Raw genomic sequence first — 16700 nt, forward strand, 5'->3', positions numbered from 1 at the left:
CCTATATGTCCAAAGGTACTCAAAATAGAAAAAAGGGCTGGGGCGCCGTTCCCAAAAAATGTTAACAACCAATCCGTGGATTTTTGGACTGATGGGTTTTTGGATTGTTAGATTACTGGATTGTTGGAATATTGGAAGTCTGGAAAAACAGAATCGTTAGGCTCACACTTGAATCTCGAACTTATTCTTCGAACTTGAGCTTGAGTTTGATTCTTGAACTTAAGATTGTTCTATTTCCCCAACACCGCCATCTGGATGGCCGCTATGGCCGCCTCGGTTCCTTTGTTGCCGTGTTTGCCCCCGCTCCTATCCAAGGACTGTTGTAGATTATCGTCGGTAAGCACACAAAAAATGACCGGGACATCGTAAGCAACGTTCAAATCCTTGATGCCTTGGGCCGTTGCACTACATACGAAATCGAAATGGCTGGTTTCCCCTCTGATCACACTTCCAATGGCGATAACAGCGTCCACCTGTTGGGTACTGATCATTTTTTTACTGCCAAAGGTAAGCTCAAAGCTACCAGGAACATTCCAACGGATGATATTCCCTGGCAATGCTCCACAATCCAAAAGGGTCTCTTGGGCACCTTGGTAAAGGGCCTCGGTAATCTGTCCGTTCCATTCCGAAACAACAATCCCAAACCGAAGATCCTTCGCGTTTGGGATTTTATTTTTATCGTAAACGGATAAGTTTTTGTTCTCTGTGGCCATGTTTTAGTTTTGGGCCATCCCGATCAAGGCATCGATACCGATTCCTTCTTGGGAGTCAGGATATTTTTCTTTGATCTGTTCAAAATAACCCAATGCCTTTTCTTTTTGTCCAAGTTCAATGGCAACCACTCCGGCTTTGTACAAGAATCTTGGAGTTGTGAACTCGTTTTCGCTATGGGCAATGGCTTTTTGATAGTAATCCAAGGCATCTTCAGGCTGGTTCAATTGGGAAAAAGCATCCCCGATACCCCCTTTTGCCATAGCTCCCATGATGTCGTCATCGGATGAAAAGCTTTCCAATTGGGAAATAGCATCTTGGTATTGCTGAAGGTTCAAATAGGTCATCCCTGCAGAATATTTGGCAAGGTTGGCCGCTTTGGTACCACTGTATTCCTCGATGATGTCTAAGAAACCATATTTACCTTCGGCACCGTTCAAGGCCAAAGTGAACAAAGAATCCCTTTCGGTTTCGCTGTTCAAGGCTTGGTCAAAATATTGTTGTGGATAGAAAAGTTCGTTGGCGGCAGTAGCCTCCTTTGGTTTTTGGATGAACTGATGGTAACCCAAATAGGCCAAAACACCAACAGCAACAGCTCCAATAACGCCCAAAATATAGTTTTGGTTCTTCTGTACCCATGCCTCGGTGCGTGATGCACTCTCGTCCAACGTGTGGAATACTTCCGCTGTTGTACTGTCGTGATCGTCTAATTGAGCTTCCTCTTCTTTATTTTTTGGCTTGAAGCCTCTCTTCTTGTATGTTGCCATCCGTCATTAAATTGGTCGCGCAAAAATAAAGTTTTTATCCAAAACCAAAAGGTAATTTATTCGTTATTTTTGGAATCGCAAATTTGGGCACCAACCTGCAAAAATCCCATTGTTTCTCAAAAGCCATATGTTTTTAAGACATTTATCTTTAGTCAATTACAAAAATTTTGATTCCAAGGACCTGGAATTCGACCCGGTAATCAACTGTTTGGTTGGCGATAATGGTGTTGGAAAGACGAACATCCTCGACGCCATTTACCACCTTTGTTTTGGCAAGAGCTATTTCAATCCGGTTTCTACACAAAACATCAAACACGATACTGAATTTTTTGTGGTGGATGGGGAGTTTGAAAAGGAAGGCAGGAGCGAAAAAATTATCTGCAGCTTTAAAAAAGGCACCAAAAAAGTAATCAAACGAAATGGCAAACCGTATGAAAAGTTTTCGGAGCACATCGGTTTTTTACCCCTTGTGATCATTTCTCCTGCTGATCGCGATCTGATCTTGGAAGGCAGCGACACCCGAAGAAAATTTATGGACGGGGTCATTTCGCAATCGGACAAAGCCTATCTCAACAACCTCATCAAATACAATAAGGTGTTGACACAAAGGAACTCTCTTTTAAAATACTTTGTGGCCAACCATACTTTTGAAAAAGGAACTTTGTCCATTTACAACGAACAATTGCATGCCTTGGGCTCCGAAATCCATAAAAAACGGCTAGAGTTCATTTCTTCCTTTATTCCCATTTTCAAAGAGCAGTACGAGCACATTTCGGATAAAGAGGAACAAATCATGTTGTCGTACGAAAGTCAACTTGATGAAGGTAGTCTGCTTGATCTTTTGGAGGCCAACATCGATAAGGACAGGGCACTGCAATATACCTCTGTGGGCATTCACAAAGACGACCTCAACTTTACCATTGCCGAACATCCCATCAAAAAATTTGGAAGTCAAGGACAGCAGAAATCCTTCCTGATCGCCTTGAAATTGGCCCAGTTCCATTTTATAAAGGAACAGGCCAGCACTACCCCCATTCTATTATTGGATGATATTTTTGATAAGTTGGATGAGAATCGGGTTTCCCATATTGTGGGTTTGGTGAAGAATGACAATTTTGGGCAGATCTTTATCAGTGACACCCATGCGGAACGTACCGAAAATGTGGTGAAAAATATCCATCAGAGCTATAAAATCTTTACCTTGTAGCATCATGAAAAAATTCCTTTTTACCATAATCACTTTATTGATTTTTGCTTGCGAAAGTACCTCCGTCAAGGAAGCAGACCTTCATTATTTGAATGGCTATTGGGAGATTTCAGAAGTGGTTTTTCCCGATGGCTCCATCAAGGAATACGGTGTAAATCCAAGTATCGACTTTATTCAATTTGAAGACGGAAAAGGGTACCGGAAAAAAATGCAGCCCAAATTTGACGGCACATATGACACTTCTAACGACACGGAGTCTTTTACCCTAACAAAGGGAAACCAAAATTTTGTCCTTCAGTACAAAAACGAGTTCAGTGAGTGGGAGGAGAATTTGGTTGCAGTGGATTCCATGGGTTTCTCCGTGACCAACATGGATGGCATCCAATATACGTACAAGCGTTTCGAACCCATTAAAATTCCCAAATAATGGCCAAACGAAACAATGACCATATGGCTTTGGGTGATGCTTTGAGCGAATTCATCAAGGAAAACAACCTTCAAAAGGGTATGGACAAGGTGGATGCCCGCGAAGCTTGGACCAACCTGATGGGCAATGGGGTGAACAACTACACTACATCGGTAGAATTGAAAAATGAAACGCTTTACGTTTCGCTTTCCTCTTCGGTTTTGCGCGAGGAACTCAGTTTGGGAAAATCCAAGATCATCACCATGATCAATGAGGAACTGGGTAGGGAACTGGTCAAAAAATTGGTACTGCGATGATTTTGGCATATCGTTTATCATGTAAGTCATCCTCTCCACGGAACGGCTGATCATTTCTGAAGCGGCACTTTCCGATTCAACCTTTATCCTGGAATTGCTCAATAGTCCGTCATGGCTACAATTTATTGGTGACAAAGGGGTCAAAACCGAGGAAGATGCCAAAAATTACATCCGAAATGGCCTTTTAAACTCCTATAAAACCAATGGTTTTGGGCTATATAAATTAGTCTTGAAGGAATCCAAGGCACCTATAGGTCTTTGTGGCTTTTTGAAACGGGAATATCTAGCAAACCCGGATATCGGATTTGCCCTTTTACCTGAATTTGAAGGAAAGGGGCTTATGTTCGAGGCTAGTAATGCACTGTCGGAATATGCTAGATCGACTTTGGATTTTGATGAAGTTTTGGCCATCGTAATGCCTAAAAACAAAAGGTCCTGTCAACTGCTTGAAAAACTAGGGTTTTCAAGGAAGGACTTAATCTTACCTCCCGGCGGCAAGGAAGAATTGCTTTTATATTCCAACAAAAAAAGCCACTCTTTTGGAGCGGCTTCTTCTTAGTATTTTATTGTCCTTAGAAAATTTCCCTTCCAGAAAAGTGGAAAGCACCTTCAATGGCAGCATTTTCATCACTATCGGAACCGTGGACGGCATTTTCACCGATACTGGCGGCATACAACTTACGGATGGTACCTTCGGCAGCATCGGCAGGGTTGGTTGCACCGATCAAGGCACGAAAATCATCAACTGCATTGTCCTTTTCCAAAATAGCGGCCACAATGGGGCCTCTGGTCATAAAATCGACCAATTCGCCAAAGAATGGACGCTCTTTGTGGATGGCATAGAATTCCCCGGCATCCCTTCTGCTCAATTGTGTGTACTTCATGGCCACAATCTTGAACCCAGCAGCCGTTATTTTTTCCAAAATCGCACCGATGTACCCGTTTTCAACGGCATCAGGCTTGATCATGGTAAACGTTCTATTTCCAGTCATTTTCTTTAAATTTTGCGCAAAAGTACAGTTTTTCGAATAACGGACAAGGTTTAATAGGTTTGTTTTAACTCCTGAAGTACCGCCCCATTATCCCCCATAATTTTCATATCGGCCTCCTTATCCTTAAAATTTAGGTTGATGATCCCATAACTTTTATCAGAGACCACATCCCCTACTCTATATTTGTTTGGTTCCCCGCTATAACTAAAATAGGAATGGGTAAGACCGCTGCTCGTAAAATCAACCAAGGGATAAGCCAATCCCGGAAGGTTCGTTTTAGAGAATTCCGAAATATGCCTATCTCCGGACAAAATGATAACCCCTTTTGCCTCGGACTGCACAATCATATTTTCCATTTTTTCTACTTCCTTCGGAAAGTTGCCCCAAGATTCAAAACCGTGTTCCCCCGATAAAAATTGGATACTGGACATGATCAAGTTAAAGTCGGCATCGGAATGGGTCAACTCATTTTTCAACCACGCCCATTGGGCATCACCCAAAACAGTGGCATCATCAGCTATATTAGGTTTGTACCGTCTATTGGGGTCTTCATCCTTCACCAAGTCGCTTCTAAAATAACGGGTATCCAGTATGATGACCTTCAATTTTCCCGCTTCGGTCTGATAATCATGGGAAGCATAAACGCCTTCACGGGTCCTTCTTTCACTATCTTGAGGAACCCCCATAAAATCAAGGAACACTTGTTGACTTTCCTTTTTAACCGCAAAGCTGGCACCCCCATCGTTGACCCCAAAATCATGGTCGTCCCATGTACCGATAATCGGCACTTCAGTCTTTAATTTTGCATAATCGGATACCGTATCCTGCATGGCATAAATGGAACGTAACCTATCCATATCTTCGGTATCGGCATACACAATATCGCCGCCCCAGATCCATACATCGGGTTGTTCTGCTAAAATATCGTCCCAAAAAGGATTGGGTTCCTGCGGCATGTTGCAAGACCCGAAGGCAACAATAAAATCGGGTTTTGTTTCTTCTTGGATTACGGTCGGTTTTTCTTCCTTCTTTTTACATCCCATAATCAGGGCAACCAAAAGGAACAATACACTAAAGTGTCTCATGATTGGAATTTAGGTCTTCAAAAATAAGGATTATGCAAGTTAGCTCTATATTATATTATTGTATATTTGGCCGCATGAATCCAGAGGACATCACTACAGTAAAGTCGATACTTTCCCAACCTCAAAAAATAGCGATCATCCCCCATAAAAACCCAGATGGAGATGCCATGGGCTCCTGTTTGGCGCTATATGGTTTCCTAAAGGAAATGGGGCAGACCGCCTATGTGGTCGCCCCGAACGATTATCCAAAATTCCTGAAATGGATGCCGGAAAACGACTCTGTCATCAATTTTGAAAGGGAAAATCCAAAAGCCGTGCGATTGCTGGAAGAAGCCACGGTTATCTTTACTTTGGATTTTAATGACCTGTCCCGTGTGGGGCAAATGGAGACCACTCTGAAAGCGGTCACGGCCGATTTTATCATGATCGACCACCATCAGCAACCCAGTGATTATGCCAAGGTAACCTATTCCGATGTTACCATGAGTTCCACCTGCGAAATGGTGTACAATTTCATCCAGTATTTGGGTGAAACGGACGCCATTACCAAGGATATCGCGACCAATCTGTATACTGGGATCATGACGGATACGGGGTCTTTTAAATACCGATCTACCTCTAGTAAAACACACCGAGTGGTGGCCGAACTTATTGACAGAGGCGCGGAAAACATGGAGATACACCGTCAGGTTTTCGATACCAATTCCCCTTCAAGATTACATTTGTTGGGAGTGGCCCTGAGCAATATGGTCATTTTGCCGGAATACCGCACGGCCTATATCACCCTGACCCAGGAAGAATTGGATGCCTACGACTATAAAAAAGGGGACACCGAAGGTTTTGTAAACTACGGCCTTACTTTGGAAGGCATTATTTTTGCCTTGATCTTTATTGAAAACAAGGAAGAAGGCATCATCAAAATATCGTTGCGCTCCACTGGTGATTTTTCAGTGAACGAATTTGCCCGTAATCATTTCGACGGTGGTGGCCATACCAATGCTGCCGGGGGAAGAAGTGAATTGGGTATGGAAGAGACCATATCACGCTTTAACGACATCCTAAAAACCTATAAAAGCGAACTGAACCCATGAGAATTGCTTTCGTTTTTTTCCTGGCCCTTTTGTTCATCAATTGTGGCGGACCCGAACCTAGAAAACCCGTTGAGGTAAAAACGGGTAGTTTCTACAAGGAATCCATTGAACGCAACAAGAAATTGCTGGCAGAGGAAGAAAAGGCCATTCAGGATATCATCAAAAAAGATACGGTTCATGAATATTTGACCAGCCCCAATGGTTTTTGGTATTATTTTGAGACCAAGAACGATACAGCAATCTATTTGCCCAAGACCAATGATCAAATCTTGTTCTCCTACAATTTGATGACCTTGGACAATGACACTATATATACCGCCAAGGACATTGGCCCCGTGTCTCATGTGGTGGACAAACAACAATTGTTCCCGGGATTACAGAATGCAGTTAAATTACTCAAGGTGAGCGAAAAGGCAACCTTCATTTTCCCATCGCTCCAGGCATACGGATACCAAGGCGACAACAATGCCATTGGACCAAGGACCCCGGTAAAATCTTCGATAGAGTTACACACCATCATCATAAACAAGGACAGTTTAAACTAAATTTAAAATACAATGAAAAAATCCCTTTATATCTTAATCCTGATTTCCACGGTTTTCTTCGGATGTAAATCGAGCAAGTATGCCGATTTGGGAGATGGCATCTTTGCCAATATCCAGACGACGAAAGGTGACATCGTCATAAAATTGGAATACCAAAAAACACCCGTTACCGTGGCCAATTTTGTTTCGCTTGCTGAGGGCAACAACCCATATGTGAACGATGAATACAAGGACAAAAAATTCTATGACGGCATCATTTTCCACAGGGTCATCAAGGATTTTATGATCCAGGGCGGTGATCCATCGGGTACAGGAAGTGGAAACATTGGCTACACTTTCAAGGATGAGTTCAACGATTCCCTGAGACACTCCAAAAAGGGAATCATTTCCATGGCCAACCGTGGTCCGAAGACCAATAGCAGCCAATTCTTCATCACCCACAAAGAAACACCGTGGTTGGATGGCAAGCACACTGTTTTTGGGGAAGTGGTAAAAGGATTGGACGTGGTGGATTCCATTGCCAATGTAGAAACCGCCCCCGGCGACAGGCCCAAAACCGATGTGGTGATGAACCATGTGGAAATTGTTCGGAACGGAAAGGAGGCCAAAAAATTTGATGCGATAAAAATCTTGGGCGATTACTTTGAGGAAGAAAAAGCGGTTTCGGCAGCTTTTATTAAAATGAAACAAGATTTGGCAGCGGAGTTTACCGAGCAAATGGCAAAAGCCGAAGAAACCCCAACAGGACTAAAAATACTTAAATTGAAGGAAGGCGAAGGCGAGCAACCCGAAATTGGTCAAATGGCTTTGGTAAATTATGCTGGCTGGTTGATGAACGGGGAATTGTTTGATAGCAATATTCAAGAGATTGCCGAAAAATTCAATCAATTGAATCCTGGTCGTAGAGATCAAGGCGGTTATACCCCCTTCCCGATGAAGTACAGCCCCGATGCGCAATTGGCGGCAGGTTTTAGGGAAGCATTGTTGACCATGAAAGTGGGCGACAAACTTCGTGTGTTCATCCCACCACATCTTGGATATGGAGATTCTGACTATGGTCCTATCCCTGGTGGATCCACTTTAGTATTCGATTTGGAAGTAGTAGGAGTCATGGAATAATACCACCTAAAAGAAAATACAAAAAAGCCGTGCTTTTCCGTGCGGCTTTTTCTATTCGAACATGCCACAGACCTTGAGTTTATTTATGTAAATGGGACAAAGAACAAAAACCATTATCGCCCTCTTACTTCCGGCCCAAATTCTATTGGTCAGATGGTTGGCGAGCTACCCGGACGTAGTGGAAAACTATTACAGCAATGGCCTGTACATCTATATTTCCAGGTTTCTGAGAATACTGTTCGGATGGATCCCTTTCTCGTTTGGGGATCTGCTTTACACGGCCTTGTTTTTTTTGGCAGGCAGATACATTTACAAACATTGGAAAGTAATCAAGGCCAATCCCCTGCTCTTTTTAAAGAACGTGGTCGTGGTCCTCTCCATAGCTTATTTTGCTTTCCATTTGCTTTGGGGCATGAATTATTACCGTCAGCCCATCACATGGAAGTTGAACATCCAAAGGGAATATACCATGGAGGAATTGGTGGATTTTACCGAATATATTGTGGAAAAAACGAACCAGTACCAATACCAAATAACCCAGGATAGCCTTGCCCCGGTACACATCCCCTACTCCAAAAGGGAAATTTTTCAAAAAACCGAGGAAGCCTATACAATACTCAAAAAACAATATCCGGATTTTGAATACAAAAACCCGAGTCTGAAATCCTCCATTTACAGTCTGCCACTGACCATTATGGGTTATGGGGGTTATCTTAATCCTTTTACCAATGAAGCCCAAGTAAACGGGATAACACCTCTCTTTCGATTACCTATGGTAAGTGGCCATGAAGTGGGCCACCAATTGGGATACTCCGCCGAGGATGCGACCAATTTCATTGGCTATCTGGTCACGTCGAACAGTGATGATGCTTACTTCAAATACGCTTCCTATCATCATGCCTTGGGGTATTGCCTTTCCGATCTGTTTTACAAGGATGAAACCCAATACAATAGGATTTTGACCACCATTAATCCCGGTGTAAAGGAAAATTTTAAGGAATTGAACGATTTTTGGAAAAAATATGAGAATCCATTGGAGCCCCTGTTCAAATCCGTGTTCAACACATTTTTGAAGGTGAACAACCAAAAGGAAGGTATCAAAAGTTATAATTCGGTCGTGGGGCTCATGATCAATTACCAAAACAGGGTTTTTCAAGGTGGCTGAAACTTGTGCAATCTATGCACTTAGGTTATATTTAAACCAACTAATTCAATAATAACCTTATGAAAATTAAACTCTTGGCGCTGTCCCTCTTCATGGGCAGTGTTTCTTTGTTTGCACAGGATTATTTTCCCATAAATGACGGTGTAAAGGCAAAGAAGAACAACAATTACACGGCATTTACCAATGCCAAGATCTATGTTACCCCAACCCAAGTTATTGAAAAAGGTACCCTTCTGATCCAAAACGGAAAAGTGGTACAGGTCGGGAAATCCGTGAGCATCCCTAAAAATGCGGTTGTGGAGGATTTGGAAGGAAAATCCATCTATCCATCCTTTGTTGATATTTTCTCGGATTTCGGGGTAAAAAAACCTGAACGCGCCAGTGGTGGTGGACGTTCTGCACAATATGGCCCGGAAAGGGAAGGATTTTACTGGAACGACCATATCATGCCAGAAAATAACGCCATCAACGAGTTTAAATACGACTCCAAAAAAGCAGGTGAGCTTAGAAAGGCCGGTTTTGGAACCGTAAACGCGCACATCGAGGACGGAATTGCCCGCGGCACCGGATTGCTCGTTGCCCTTAATGACGAAGGCAGTGAGGCACAACGTATCCTGTCCGATAAATCGGCACAATACTTTTCTTTTACCAAGAGTGTTGCCAAAAGTCAATCCTATCCTAGTTCCCTAATGGGCGCCATGGCCCTTATGCGCCAAATGTACTACGATATGGATTGGTACAGCAAAGGCAACGTGGACACCAAGGACCGTTCTTTAGAAGCTTTGATTGCCAACAAGGGGTTGGTTCAAGTTTTTGATGCAGGCGATAATGGCAATGTGTTGAGGGCCGACAAAATCGGGGACCTCTTCGGAATCCAATATGTTATTTTGGCAGGAGGAGATGAGTATGAGCGAATTGACGACATCAAGGCCACCAATGCGAAGTTGATTCTCCCCTTGAACTTTCCAGATGCTTATGATGTTTCCAACCCTTATCAGGCTAAGTATATTGCCCTTAAGGATATGAGACATTGGAACTTGGCCCCATCCAACCCCAAAGTATTGGCGGATAACGGCATCGAGTTTACCATAACCCTTCACGGGTTAAAGTCCCCCTCGGACCTGAAAGAAAAACTGATGAAGGCCATTGCATATGGACTTCCCAAGACCAAGGCCCTTGAGGCATTGACCACTATTCCCGCAAGTATTTTGGGAAAATCAGGGCAAGTAGGTTCCTTACAGGCTGGAAGTCAGGCCAATTTCCTGATCACCTCCGGTGAAATTTTCGACAAGGGAACCATCCTTTATGAAAACTGGGTACAAGGAAGTAAGAACATCATCCAGTCCATGGACATTGTGGACATCCGTGGGGATTACAATCTTTCTGTTGGAGCGAATACCTATACCGTATCAGTGACCGGTTCCGTAGATAAACCAAAAGCCGAAATCAAAAAAGGTGATGAGACCTTGGAGTCCAAAATTGCTTACGATGACGATTGGTTGAACCTTGCCTTTTCTGAAGATGGCATGGGATCCTACCGCATGGTGGCCCATGTAATGCCAGGGTCACAAACCATTACCGGAAAGGTGATACTTCCCAATGGGGATGAGTCCACAGCAACCATGACCCAAACCAAACCCTTTGAGGAAAAATCAACCCCTGAAGAAACTGAAAAACCTGAATTGGTCGCCCTCACCTACCCCAATGTAGGATATGGCTACAAGACCAAGCCCAAGCAAGAAAATATTCTTTTCAAAAATGCTACGGTATGGACCGGTGAAGCTGTCCTGGAAAACACCGATGTACTTGTAAAAAACGGAAAGATTTCCAAAGTTGGTAAAAATCTTAAGGCGAGCGGTGCAACAGTGGTGGATGCAACAGGAAAGCATTTGACCGCAGGAATCATTGACGAACATTCACACATTGCCGCTTTGGCCATAAACGAAGGAGGACAAAATTCTTCGGCAGAGGTCCGTATGAAGGATGTTATAGATCCAAAGGATATGGGCATTTACCGAGACCTGGCAGGAGGTGTTACCACCATTCAGTTATTGCACGGTTCCGCCAACCCAATCGGTGGGCGTTCTGCTATTTTAAGGTTGAAATGGGGCGAAAATGCCGATGGCCTTATCTTCCCGAATTCTCCCAAATTTATCAAGTTTGCCTTGGGTGAAAACGTGAAACAGTCCAACTGGGGCAGTTACTCCCGTTTTCCACAGACACGGATGGGTGTAGAACAGGTATACACCGATTATTTCCAAAGAGCCAAGGAATACGATACCAAGAAAAAGAGCGGACAGCCTTATCGCTATGATGAGGAAATGGAAACCTTGGCCGAAATCTTGAACGGTGAACGATTCATTACCTGTCACTCCTACGTACAGAGCGAAATCAACATGATGATGAAAGTGGCGGAGAAGTTTGGTTTCCGCATGAACACTTTCACTCATATTTTGGAAGGATACAAACTCGCGGATAAAATGGCCAAACATGGTGTTGGGGGTTCCACCTTCAGCGATTGGTGGGCCTATAAGTACGAGGTGAACGACGCCATCCCGTACAACGCAGCCATCATGGCCAGTCAGGGTGTTACCGTGGCCATCAATAGTGATGATGCGGAAATGTCACGTAGATTGAACCAAGAGGCCGGTAAAACGGTAAAATACGGTGGTGTTTCAGAAATAGAGGCATGGAAAATGGTTACCCTTAACCCTGCCAAACTTTTGCATTTGGACGACCGCGTAGGAAGCATAGAGGAAGGTAAGGATGCCGATTTGGTCCTTTGGTCAGACCATCCATTGTCCGTATATGCCAAGGCAGAAAAAACAATGATCGAAGGAACTGTTTATTTTGATTTGGAAAAGGACAAAATGTTGCGTGAATCCGCCAAAAAAGAAAGGAACCAACTCATCGGTATGATGCTGAACGAGAAGAAAAAAGGCGGAAAGACCAAGACCCCGGTCCAAAGCAAGAAAGAACAATTTAATTGTGACACCCTATAAACCATACATCATGAAAAAAATATTTTTAATCATAGCCATAGCTTTAGGGGTTTCATTGAACGCACAACAAACCCCAGCGCCTCCGCAAACGGAACAAGTTGCCATTTTTGGCGCTACGGCCCATATCGGTAACGGGGAGGTCATTGAGAACTGTACCATCATTTTTAAAGATGGTAAGATCACCGCCATTGGTGCGGACCTTATGGCTCCGACTATTGGAACCATGATCGATGCCAAAGGAAAACATGTTTATCCCGGTTTTATAGCTCCTGCCAAACCTTTGGGCTTGGTAGAAGTGGATGCCGTAAGGGCCAGTGATGATCAAGATGAGATAGGCGAAATGATTCCCCATGTGAGGAGCATCATAGCCTACAACGCCGAATCGAAGGTAGTGGAGAGCATGAGGCCCAATGGCGTGCTGTTGGGACAGGTAACCCCACAGGGTGGAACTATTTCCGGAACCTCCAGTATTGTACAGTTTGATGCCTGGAACTGGGAAGATGCTGCCGTTAAAACCGATGATGGCATCCATATGAACTGGCCATCCTTCTTTAGGAGAGGTAGATGGTGGATGGGTGAAGAGCGAGGCTTTATTCCCAACAAAGACTATGGCGACCAGGTAGATGACATCAAAATGTTCTTCCTGAATTCCAGTGCCTATGGAAAAGCTGTTGAAAAAGAGAAAAACCTACCATTTGCTGCCATGGAGGGACTCTTTGATGGCTCCAAGCGTTTGTACATCCACGCAGATGGCGAAAAGGAAATGACAGATGCCGTGAACATGGCCAAGGAAGTCGGGGTGAAGCACATTGTGATCGTGGGGGGATATCGTGCCAATAAAATTGCCGATTTCCTTAAGGAAAACAATGTAGCCGTTTTGGTAGGACAGACCCATGCCTTGCCTGAATACGAAGACGACGATTATGACTTGCCATACAAATTGCCAAAACTTTTGGTGGATGCCGGCCTCTTGGTTGGATTACAAAATGAGGAAGCGGCCAACTTCCAGGCTAGAAACATGGCCTTTTATGCAGGTCAGACCGTAGGGCAAGGATTGGACAAGGAAAAAGCCTTGCAACTATTGACCAGTAACACGGCCAAAATTCTAGGTATTGATGACCAATACGGAACGTTGGAAGTAGGCAAGAGTGCCACCCTGTTCATCTCTGAGGGTGATGCCTTGGATATGCGCACCAACCAACTTTCCAAAGCTTATATCGATGGCAGGGACGTTTCCTTGGAAACCCACCAGACCAAGCTATGGCACCGGTATATGGACAAATATGAAAGAGAAAAAGCAGGACAATAGACTCCAAAAAAGAGAGCGGCGTTCAAATGAACGCCGCTTTTTTTAACTCTTCTTGATTTCAACAAAATCCGCTTCCTCCGGTTTTTCATAAAAACTATCGGGTTTGGGCTCCTTGCTCACCGAGGCATCTTCAAAGGTTACTGTATTACGGGCGTCCAAGATATTCCTGCCCTCATAATTATGCCATGTGATGGCTTTGGGCAATACTAGGCCACCAACATTTTGCCATTCACCATAATGTATCCATCTGAAATTATCCGAACTTTCTCCTGTTCGGTACGTGACCGTATAACCTAGCCATGCCATTTGGTGTGTATCTGGATCAAAGTGGATAAAATATTCGTCTTTGGAAGAAGCACCCACTCCAATATTATAAGAAATTTTAATTCCAGGATAATGCTTCCCTTCATACACCAAGTCTTCAGCCTCACCGTACACAATGCCATCATCGGCCAATACAAAGGGCATCCCATAAAAATAGAACATCAGGTTGTGGTAAAAGGCGGCATCTCCTTTATAGTTTTTATCAGTATCCAAAAGCCAAGCACTTTCCCCATCAAAACCCATGGAATACTTTTCCGTATCCACTCTATCTTTTCTTGACCATAGGTCAATAGTGTGGGTTTCGGGCGCATCGGGGTTGGGAAGCACAAAGGAAAGTGTCCGCATGGATTTCCAAAGATCTAGGCCACCGTGCGCCTCAAAAACCTTGGCTAAATTTTCTGGATAATTTGATTTAGGAATGCCCGACCCAATCGGTTCCGGCACTTGGGTCTCTTCTTTTTTTGAAGAAGGTTTGCAGGCCATTAGGGCCAAAAAAATCATTAGGATGGTTGTTTTTTTCATGGTCTATATTTTGGCAATTGGTCGAAAACCGCTTTTTTAGATTACAAGAAACGCTATTTTTACTTCGTGATGGAAGCCAAATCGATCAGCAGTGTCCAAAATCCCTTGGTAAAAAACATACTGCTATTAAAGGAAAAATCCCGTGAGCGGAAGAAGACCGGGCTTTTTGTGGTGGAGGGACACCGTGAGCTGGAACTTGCCCAAAAAGGAGGCTATACCCTGACCACCTTTTTGTATTGCCCAGAGATTTGGTCCGACCATCACCTGAAGGATATACTGATACATTCAAAACCTGAAATTATCCAGATTACCCGACCTGTTTATGAGAAAATTGCCCACCGGGGCACCACAGAAGGTGTTTTGGGTATCATGAAGGTCAAAGAACACGGATTGGAAAACATCCATTTCAAAAACAAAAAACCCTTGGTACTAGTGGCCGAAGCTCCTGAAAAACCAGGGAACATCGGTGCCTTGTTAAGAACCGCCGATGCTGCGGCCGTAGATGCCGTGTTGATTGCCAATCCCAAATCGGACCTGTACAACCCGAATATCATCCGATCCAGTGTGGGCTGCGTTTTTACCAATCAAATAGGGATGGGTTCCACGAAAGAAATCATCCAGTTTCTTCAATCGAACCAAATCAAGATTTACTGTGCCGCCCTAACTGCCTCCAAAAACTATGTGGATTGCGATTTTACAGGGGCCACCGCATTGGTCATGGGCACCGAGGCGACAGGGTTGACGGAAGATTGGCTCCAAAATTCCGACCAAAACATCATAATCCCGATGCAAGGTGAAATCGATTCCATGAACGTTTCCGTATCGGCGGCAATACTTATCTTTGAAGCCAAGCGACAACGCGGATTCTAGTCTATGGAAAAAACTTTACTCTTTTATGTTATTCTCGCCATCCTTGTTGTCCAATATTTGGTTCACCAATTCTTGGAATACCTGAATGCCAAACGATTTAAATCCTCTTTGCCTCCAGAACTTTCCGATGTTTTTGATGAGAAGGAATACCAAAAGTCGCAGGAGTACAAGCTTGCCAACTATCGTTTTGGGTTGCTTTCGGATGGATTTTCCCTTGTATTGACCCTATGCTTTCTGTGGTTCGGCGGTTTCGAGTGGATCGACCAATTGACGCGTTCCATAAGCCAGAATATTATCCCCATGGCCCTGATATTCTTTGGGTTGATCACCTTTGGCAGTGCCATCTTGGGATTGCCATTTTCTTATTACCGCACTTTTGTAATCGAAGAAAAATACGGCTTCAACAAGACCACTAAAAAACTGTTTTTTATGGATAAGATCAAAGGCGGTATACTGACTGCGATATTAGGTGGTGGTATCTTGGCCCTTTTTATATGGTTTTATCAATGGACAGGCCCAAAATTTTGGGTCTACACCTGGGTTATGGTTGGCGTTGTCATCCTTTTCATCAACCTGTTTTATAGTAGGTTAATCGTGCCCATGTTCAACAAACAGACGCCATTGAACGAAGGCAGTTTAAAAAATGCTATTGAAGGGTACGCCCAAAAAGTCGGTTTTGAACTCAAGAATGTTTTCGTGATCGATGGTTCCAAGCGTTCTACCAAGGCAAATGCCTATTTTTCGGGGTTTGGCAAGGAAAAACGGATTACGTTGTTCGACACCTTGATCCACGATCTGGATGAAGAGGAAATTGTGGCCGTTTTGGCACACGAGGTCGGTCATTACAAGAGAAACCACATCATTTTCAACCTGGTGTTGTCTTTGGCCGTAACAGGATTCACCTTGTATATCCTTTCCCTTTTCATCAATCACCCAGAAATTTCTAAGGCCATTGGAGTAACTACACCAAGTTTCCATGCTGCATTGGTGGGCTTTGCCTTGTTGTACAGTCCCATTTCGGAAATCACAGGTTTGGCCATGAACTATCTGTCCAGAAAGTTCGAGTTTCAAGCCGATGATTATGCCAAGAACACCTTTTCGGCAACACCTTTGGTCACATCGTTAAAGAAGTTGTCCAAGAACAGTTTGAGCAACTTGACCCCCCACCCTGCTTACGTTTTCGTACACTATTCCCACCCACCTTTGGTGGAGCGCATCCGAAACCTTAAGGCATAGTTTTTGTTGTTTACCTAATAAGATTGTAGTAA

Annotated in this window: 17 protein-coding genes; 12 read left to right on the forward strand and 5 right to left on the reverse strand. The window is 43.8% G+C overall.

Annotated features, from left to right (window positions below; translation table 11 throughout):
* Window positions 1–230 precede the first annotated feature (230 nt).
* Window positions 231–713, reverse strand: coding sequence for a 6,7-dimethyl-8-ribityllumazine synthase (ribH, locus tag D2U88_RS11625; RefSeq protein WP_119640735.1), 483 nt, complete (start codon window positions 711–713; stop codon window positions 231–233).
* A gap of 3 nt (window positions 714–716) precedes the next feature.
* Window positions 717–1478, reverse strand: a complete 762-nt coding sequence (locus tag D2U88_RS11630; protein ID WP_119640736.1) for a tetratricopeptide repeat protein — start codon at window positions 1476–1478, stop codon at window positions 717–719.
* Between the two features lie 127 nt (window positions 1479–1605).
* Between D2U88_RS11630 and recF the strand changes: the two genes are divergently transcribed.
* From recF to D2U88_RS11650, 4 genes are read left to right on the forward strand one after another with little or no spacing between them, the layout of a single operon-like run.
* Entirely contained in the window at window positions 1606–2685 is a 1080-nt protein-coding gene (recF, locus tag D2U88_RS11635; protein WP_119640737.1) for a DNA replication/repair protein RecF, read from the forward strand.
* 4 nt (window positions 2686–2689) lie between these two features.
* Window positions 2690–3112, forward strand: a complete 423-nt coding sequence (locus D2U88_RS11640; RefSeq protein ID WP_119640738.1) for a hypothetical protein — start codon at window positions 2690–2692, stop codon at window positions 3110–3112.
* Window positions 3112–3408, forward strand: coding sequence for a DciA family protein (locus D2U88_RS11645; RefSeq protein WP_119640739.1), 297 nt, complete (start codon window positions 3112–3114; stop codon window positions 3406–3408). Before D2U88_RS11640 ends, D2U88_RS11645 begins: the two co-directional genes overlap by 1 nt.
* 52 nt (window positions 3409–3460) lie before the next feature.
* A complete protein-coding gene (locus D2U88_RS11650) occupies window positions 3461–3967 on the forward strand; it encodes a GNAT family N-acetyltransferase (RefSeq protein WP_262696598.1) in 507 nt (168 codons plus the stop codon).
* 13 nt (window positions 3968–3980) lie between these two features.
* On the opposite strand, the gene D2U88_RS11655 is transcribed toward D2U88_RS11650, so the two are convergent.
* On the reverse strand, window positions 3981–4400 hold the full coding sequence (locus D2U88_RS11655) for a nucleoside-diphosphate kinase (protein WP_119640741.1): 420 nt from the start codon (window positions 4398–4400) through the stop codon (window positions 3981–3983).
* 50 nt (window positions 4401–4450) lie between these two features.
* The gene (locus tag D2U88_RS11660) at window positions 4451–5485 is read right to left on the reverse strand and encodes an alkaline phosphatase D family protein (RefSeq protein WP_119640742.1); all 1035 of its coding nucleotides are present in this window, start codon (window positions 5483–5485) and stop codon (window positions 4451–4453) included.
* A gap of 74 nt (window positions 5486–5559) precedes the next feature.
* On the opposite strand from D2U88_RS11660, the gene D2U88_RS11665 reads away from it, so the two are divergent.
* The 6 genes from D2U88_RS11665 (at window position 5560) to D2U88_RS11690 (ending at window position 13716) form a co-directional block, all read left to right on the forward strand.
* The gene (locus D2U88_RS11665) at window positions 5560–6576 is read left to right on the forward strand and encodes a DHH family phosphoesterase (RefSeq protein ID WP_119640743.1); all 1017 of its coding nucleotides are present in this window, start codon (window positions 5560–5562) and stop codon (window positions 6574–6576) included.
* Window positions 6573–7121: a gliding motility-associated peptidyl-prolyl isomerase GldI gene (gene gldI / locus D2U88_RS11670; protein WP_119640744.1), complete on the forward strand. Its 549-nt coding sequence runs from the start codon at window positions 6573–6575 to the stop codon at window positions 7119–7121. Before D2U88_RS11665 ends, gldI begins: the two co-directional genes overlap by 4 nt.
* Before the next feature lie 12 nt (window positions 7122–7133).
* On the forward strand, window positions 7134–8240 hold the full coding sequence (locus tag D2U88_RS11675) for a peptidylprolyl isomerase (RefSeq protein ID WP_119640745.1): 1107 nt from the start codon (window positions 7134–7136) through the stop codon (window positions 8238–8240).
* 91 nt (window positions 8241–8331) lie between these two features.
* The gene (locus D2U88_RS11680) at window positions 8332–9405 is read left to right on the forward strand and encodes a DUF3810 domain-containing protein (RefSeq protein ID WP_119640746.1); all 1074 of its coding nucleotides are present in this window, start codon (window positions 8332–8334) and stop codon (window positions 9403–9405) included.
* A 59-nt stretch (window positions 9406–9464) separates the two neighbouring features.
* Window positions 9465–12407 (forward strand): amidohydrolase family protein, encoded by a 2943-nt coding sequence (locus D2U88_RS11685; protein WP_119640747.1) that lies wholly within the window; start codon window positions 9465–9467, stop codon window positions 12405–12407.
* A 10-nt stretch (window positions 12408–12417) separates the two neighbouring features.
* Window positions 12418–13716: an amidohydrolase family protein gene (locus tag D2U88_RS11690; protein WP_119640748.1), complete on the forward strand. Its 1299-nt coding sequence runs from the start codon at window positions 12418–12420 to the stop codon at window positions 13714–13716.
* Between the two features lie 42 nt (window positions 13717–13758).
* Here D2U88_RS11690 and D2U88_RS11695 read toward each other — a convergent pair whose 3' ends face one another.
* The gene (locus D2U88_RS11695; RefSeq protein WP_119640749.1) at window positions 13759–14562 is read right to left on the reverse strand and encodes a DUF6503 family protein; all 804 of its coding nucleotides are present in this window, start codon (window positions 14560–14562) and stop codon (window positions 13759–13761) included.
* A 69-nt stretch (window positions 14563–14631) separates the two neighbouring features.
* Here D2U88_RS11695 and D2U88_RS11700 point away from each other — a divergent pair, with 69 nt between their 5' ends.
* Complete coding sequence (locus D2U88_RS11700) at window positions 14632–15432, forward strand: TrmH family RNA methyltransferase (protein ID WP_119640750.1); 801 nt, start codon at window positions 14632–14634, stop codon at window positions 15430–15432.
* A gap of 3 nt (window positions 15433–15435) precedes the next feature.
* Window positions 15436–16668: a M48 family metallopeptidase gene (locus tag D2U88_RS11705; RefSeq protein ID WP_119640751.1), complete on the forward strand. Its 1233-nt coding sequence runs from the start codon at window positions 15436–15438 to the stop codon at window positions 16666–16668.
* Window positions 16669–16700: the final 32 nt, after the last annotated feature.

The organism is Flagellimonas aequoris (assembly GCF_003584165.1).
Classification (GTDB): Bacteria; Bacteroidota; Bacteroidia; order Flavobacteriales; family Flavobacteriaceae; genus Flagellimonas; species Flagellimonas aequoris.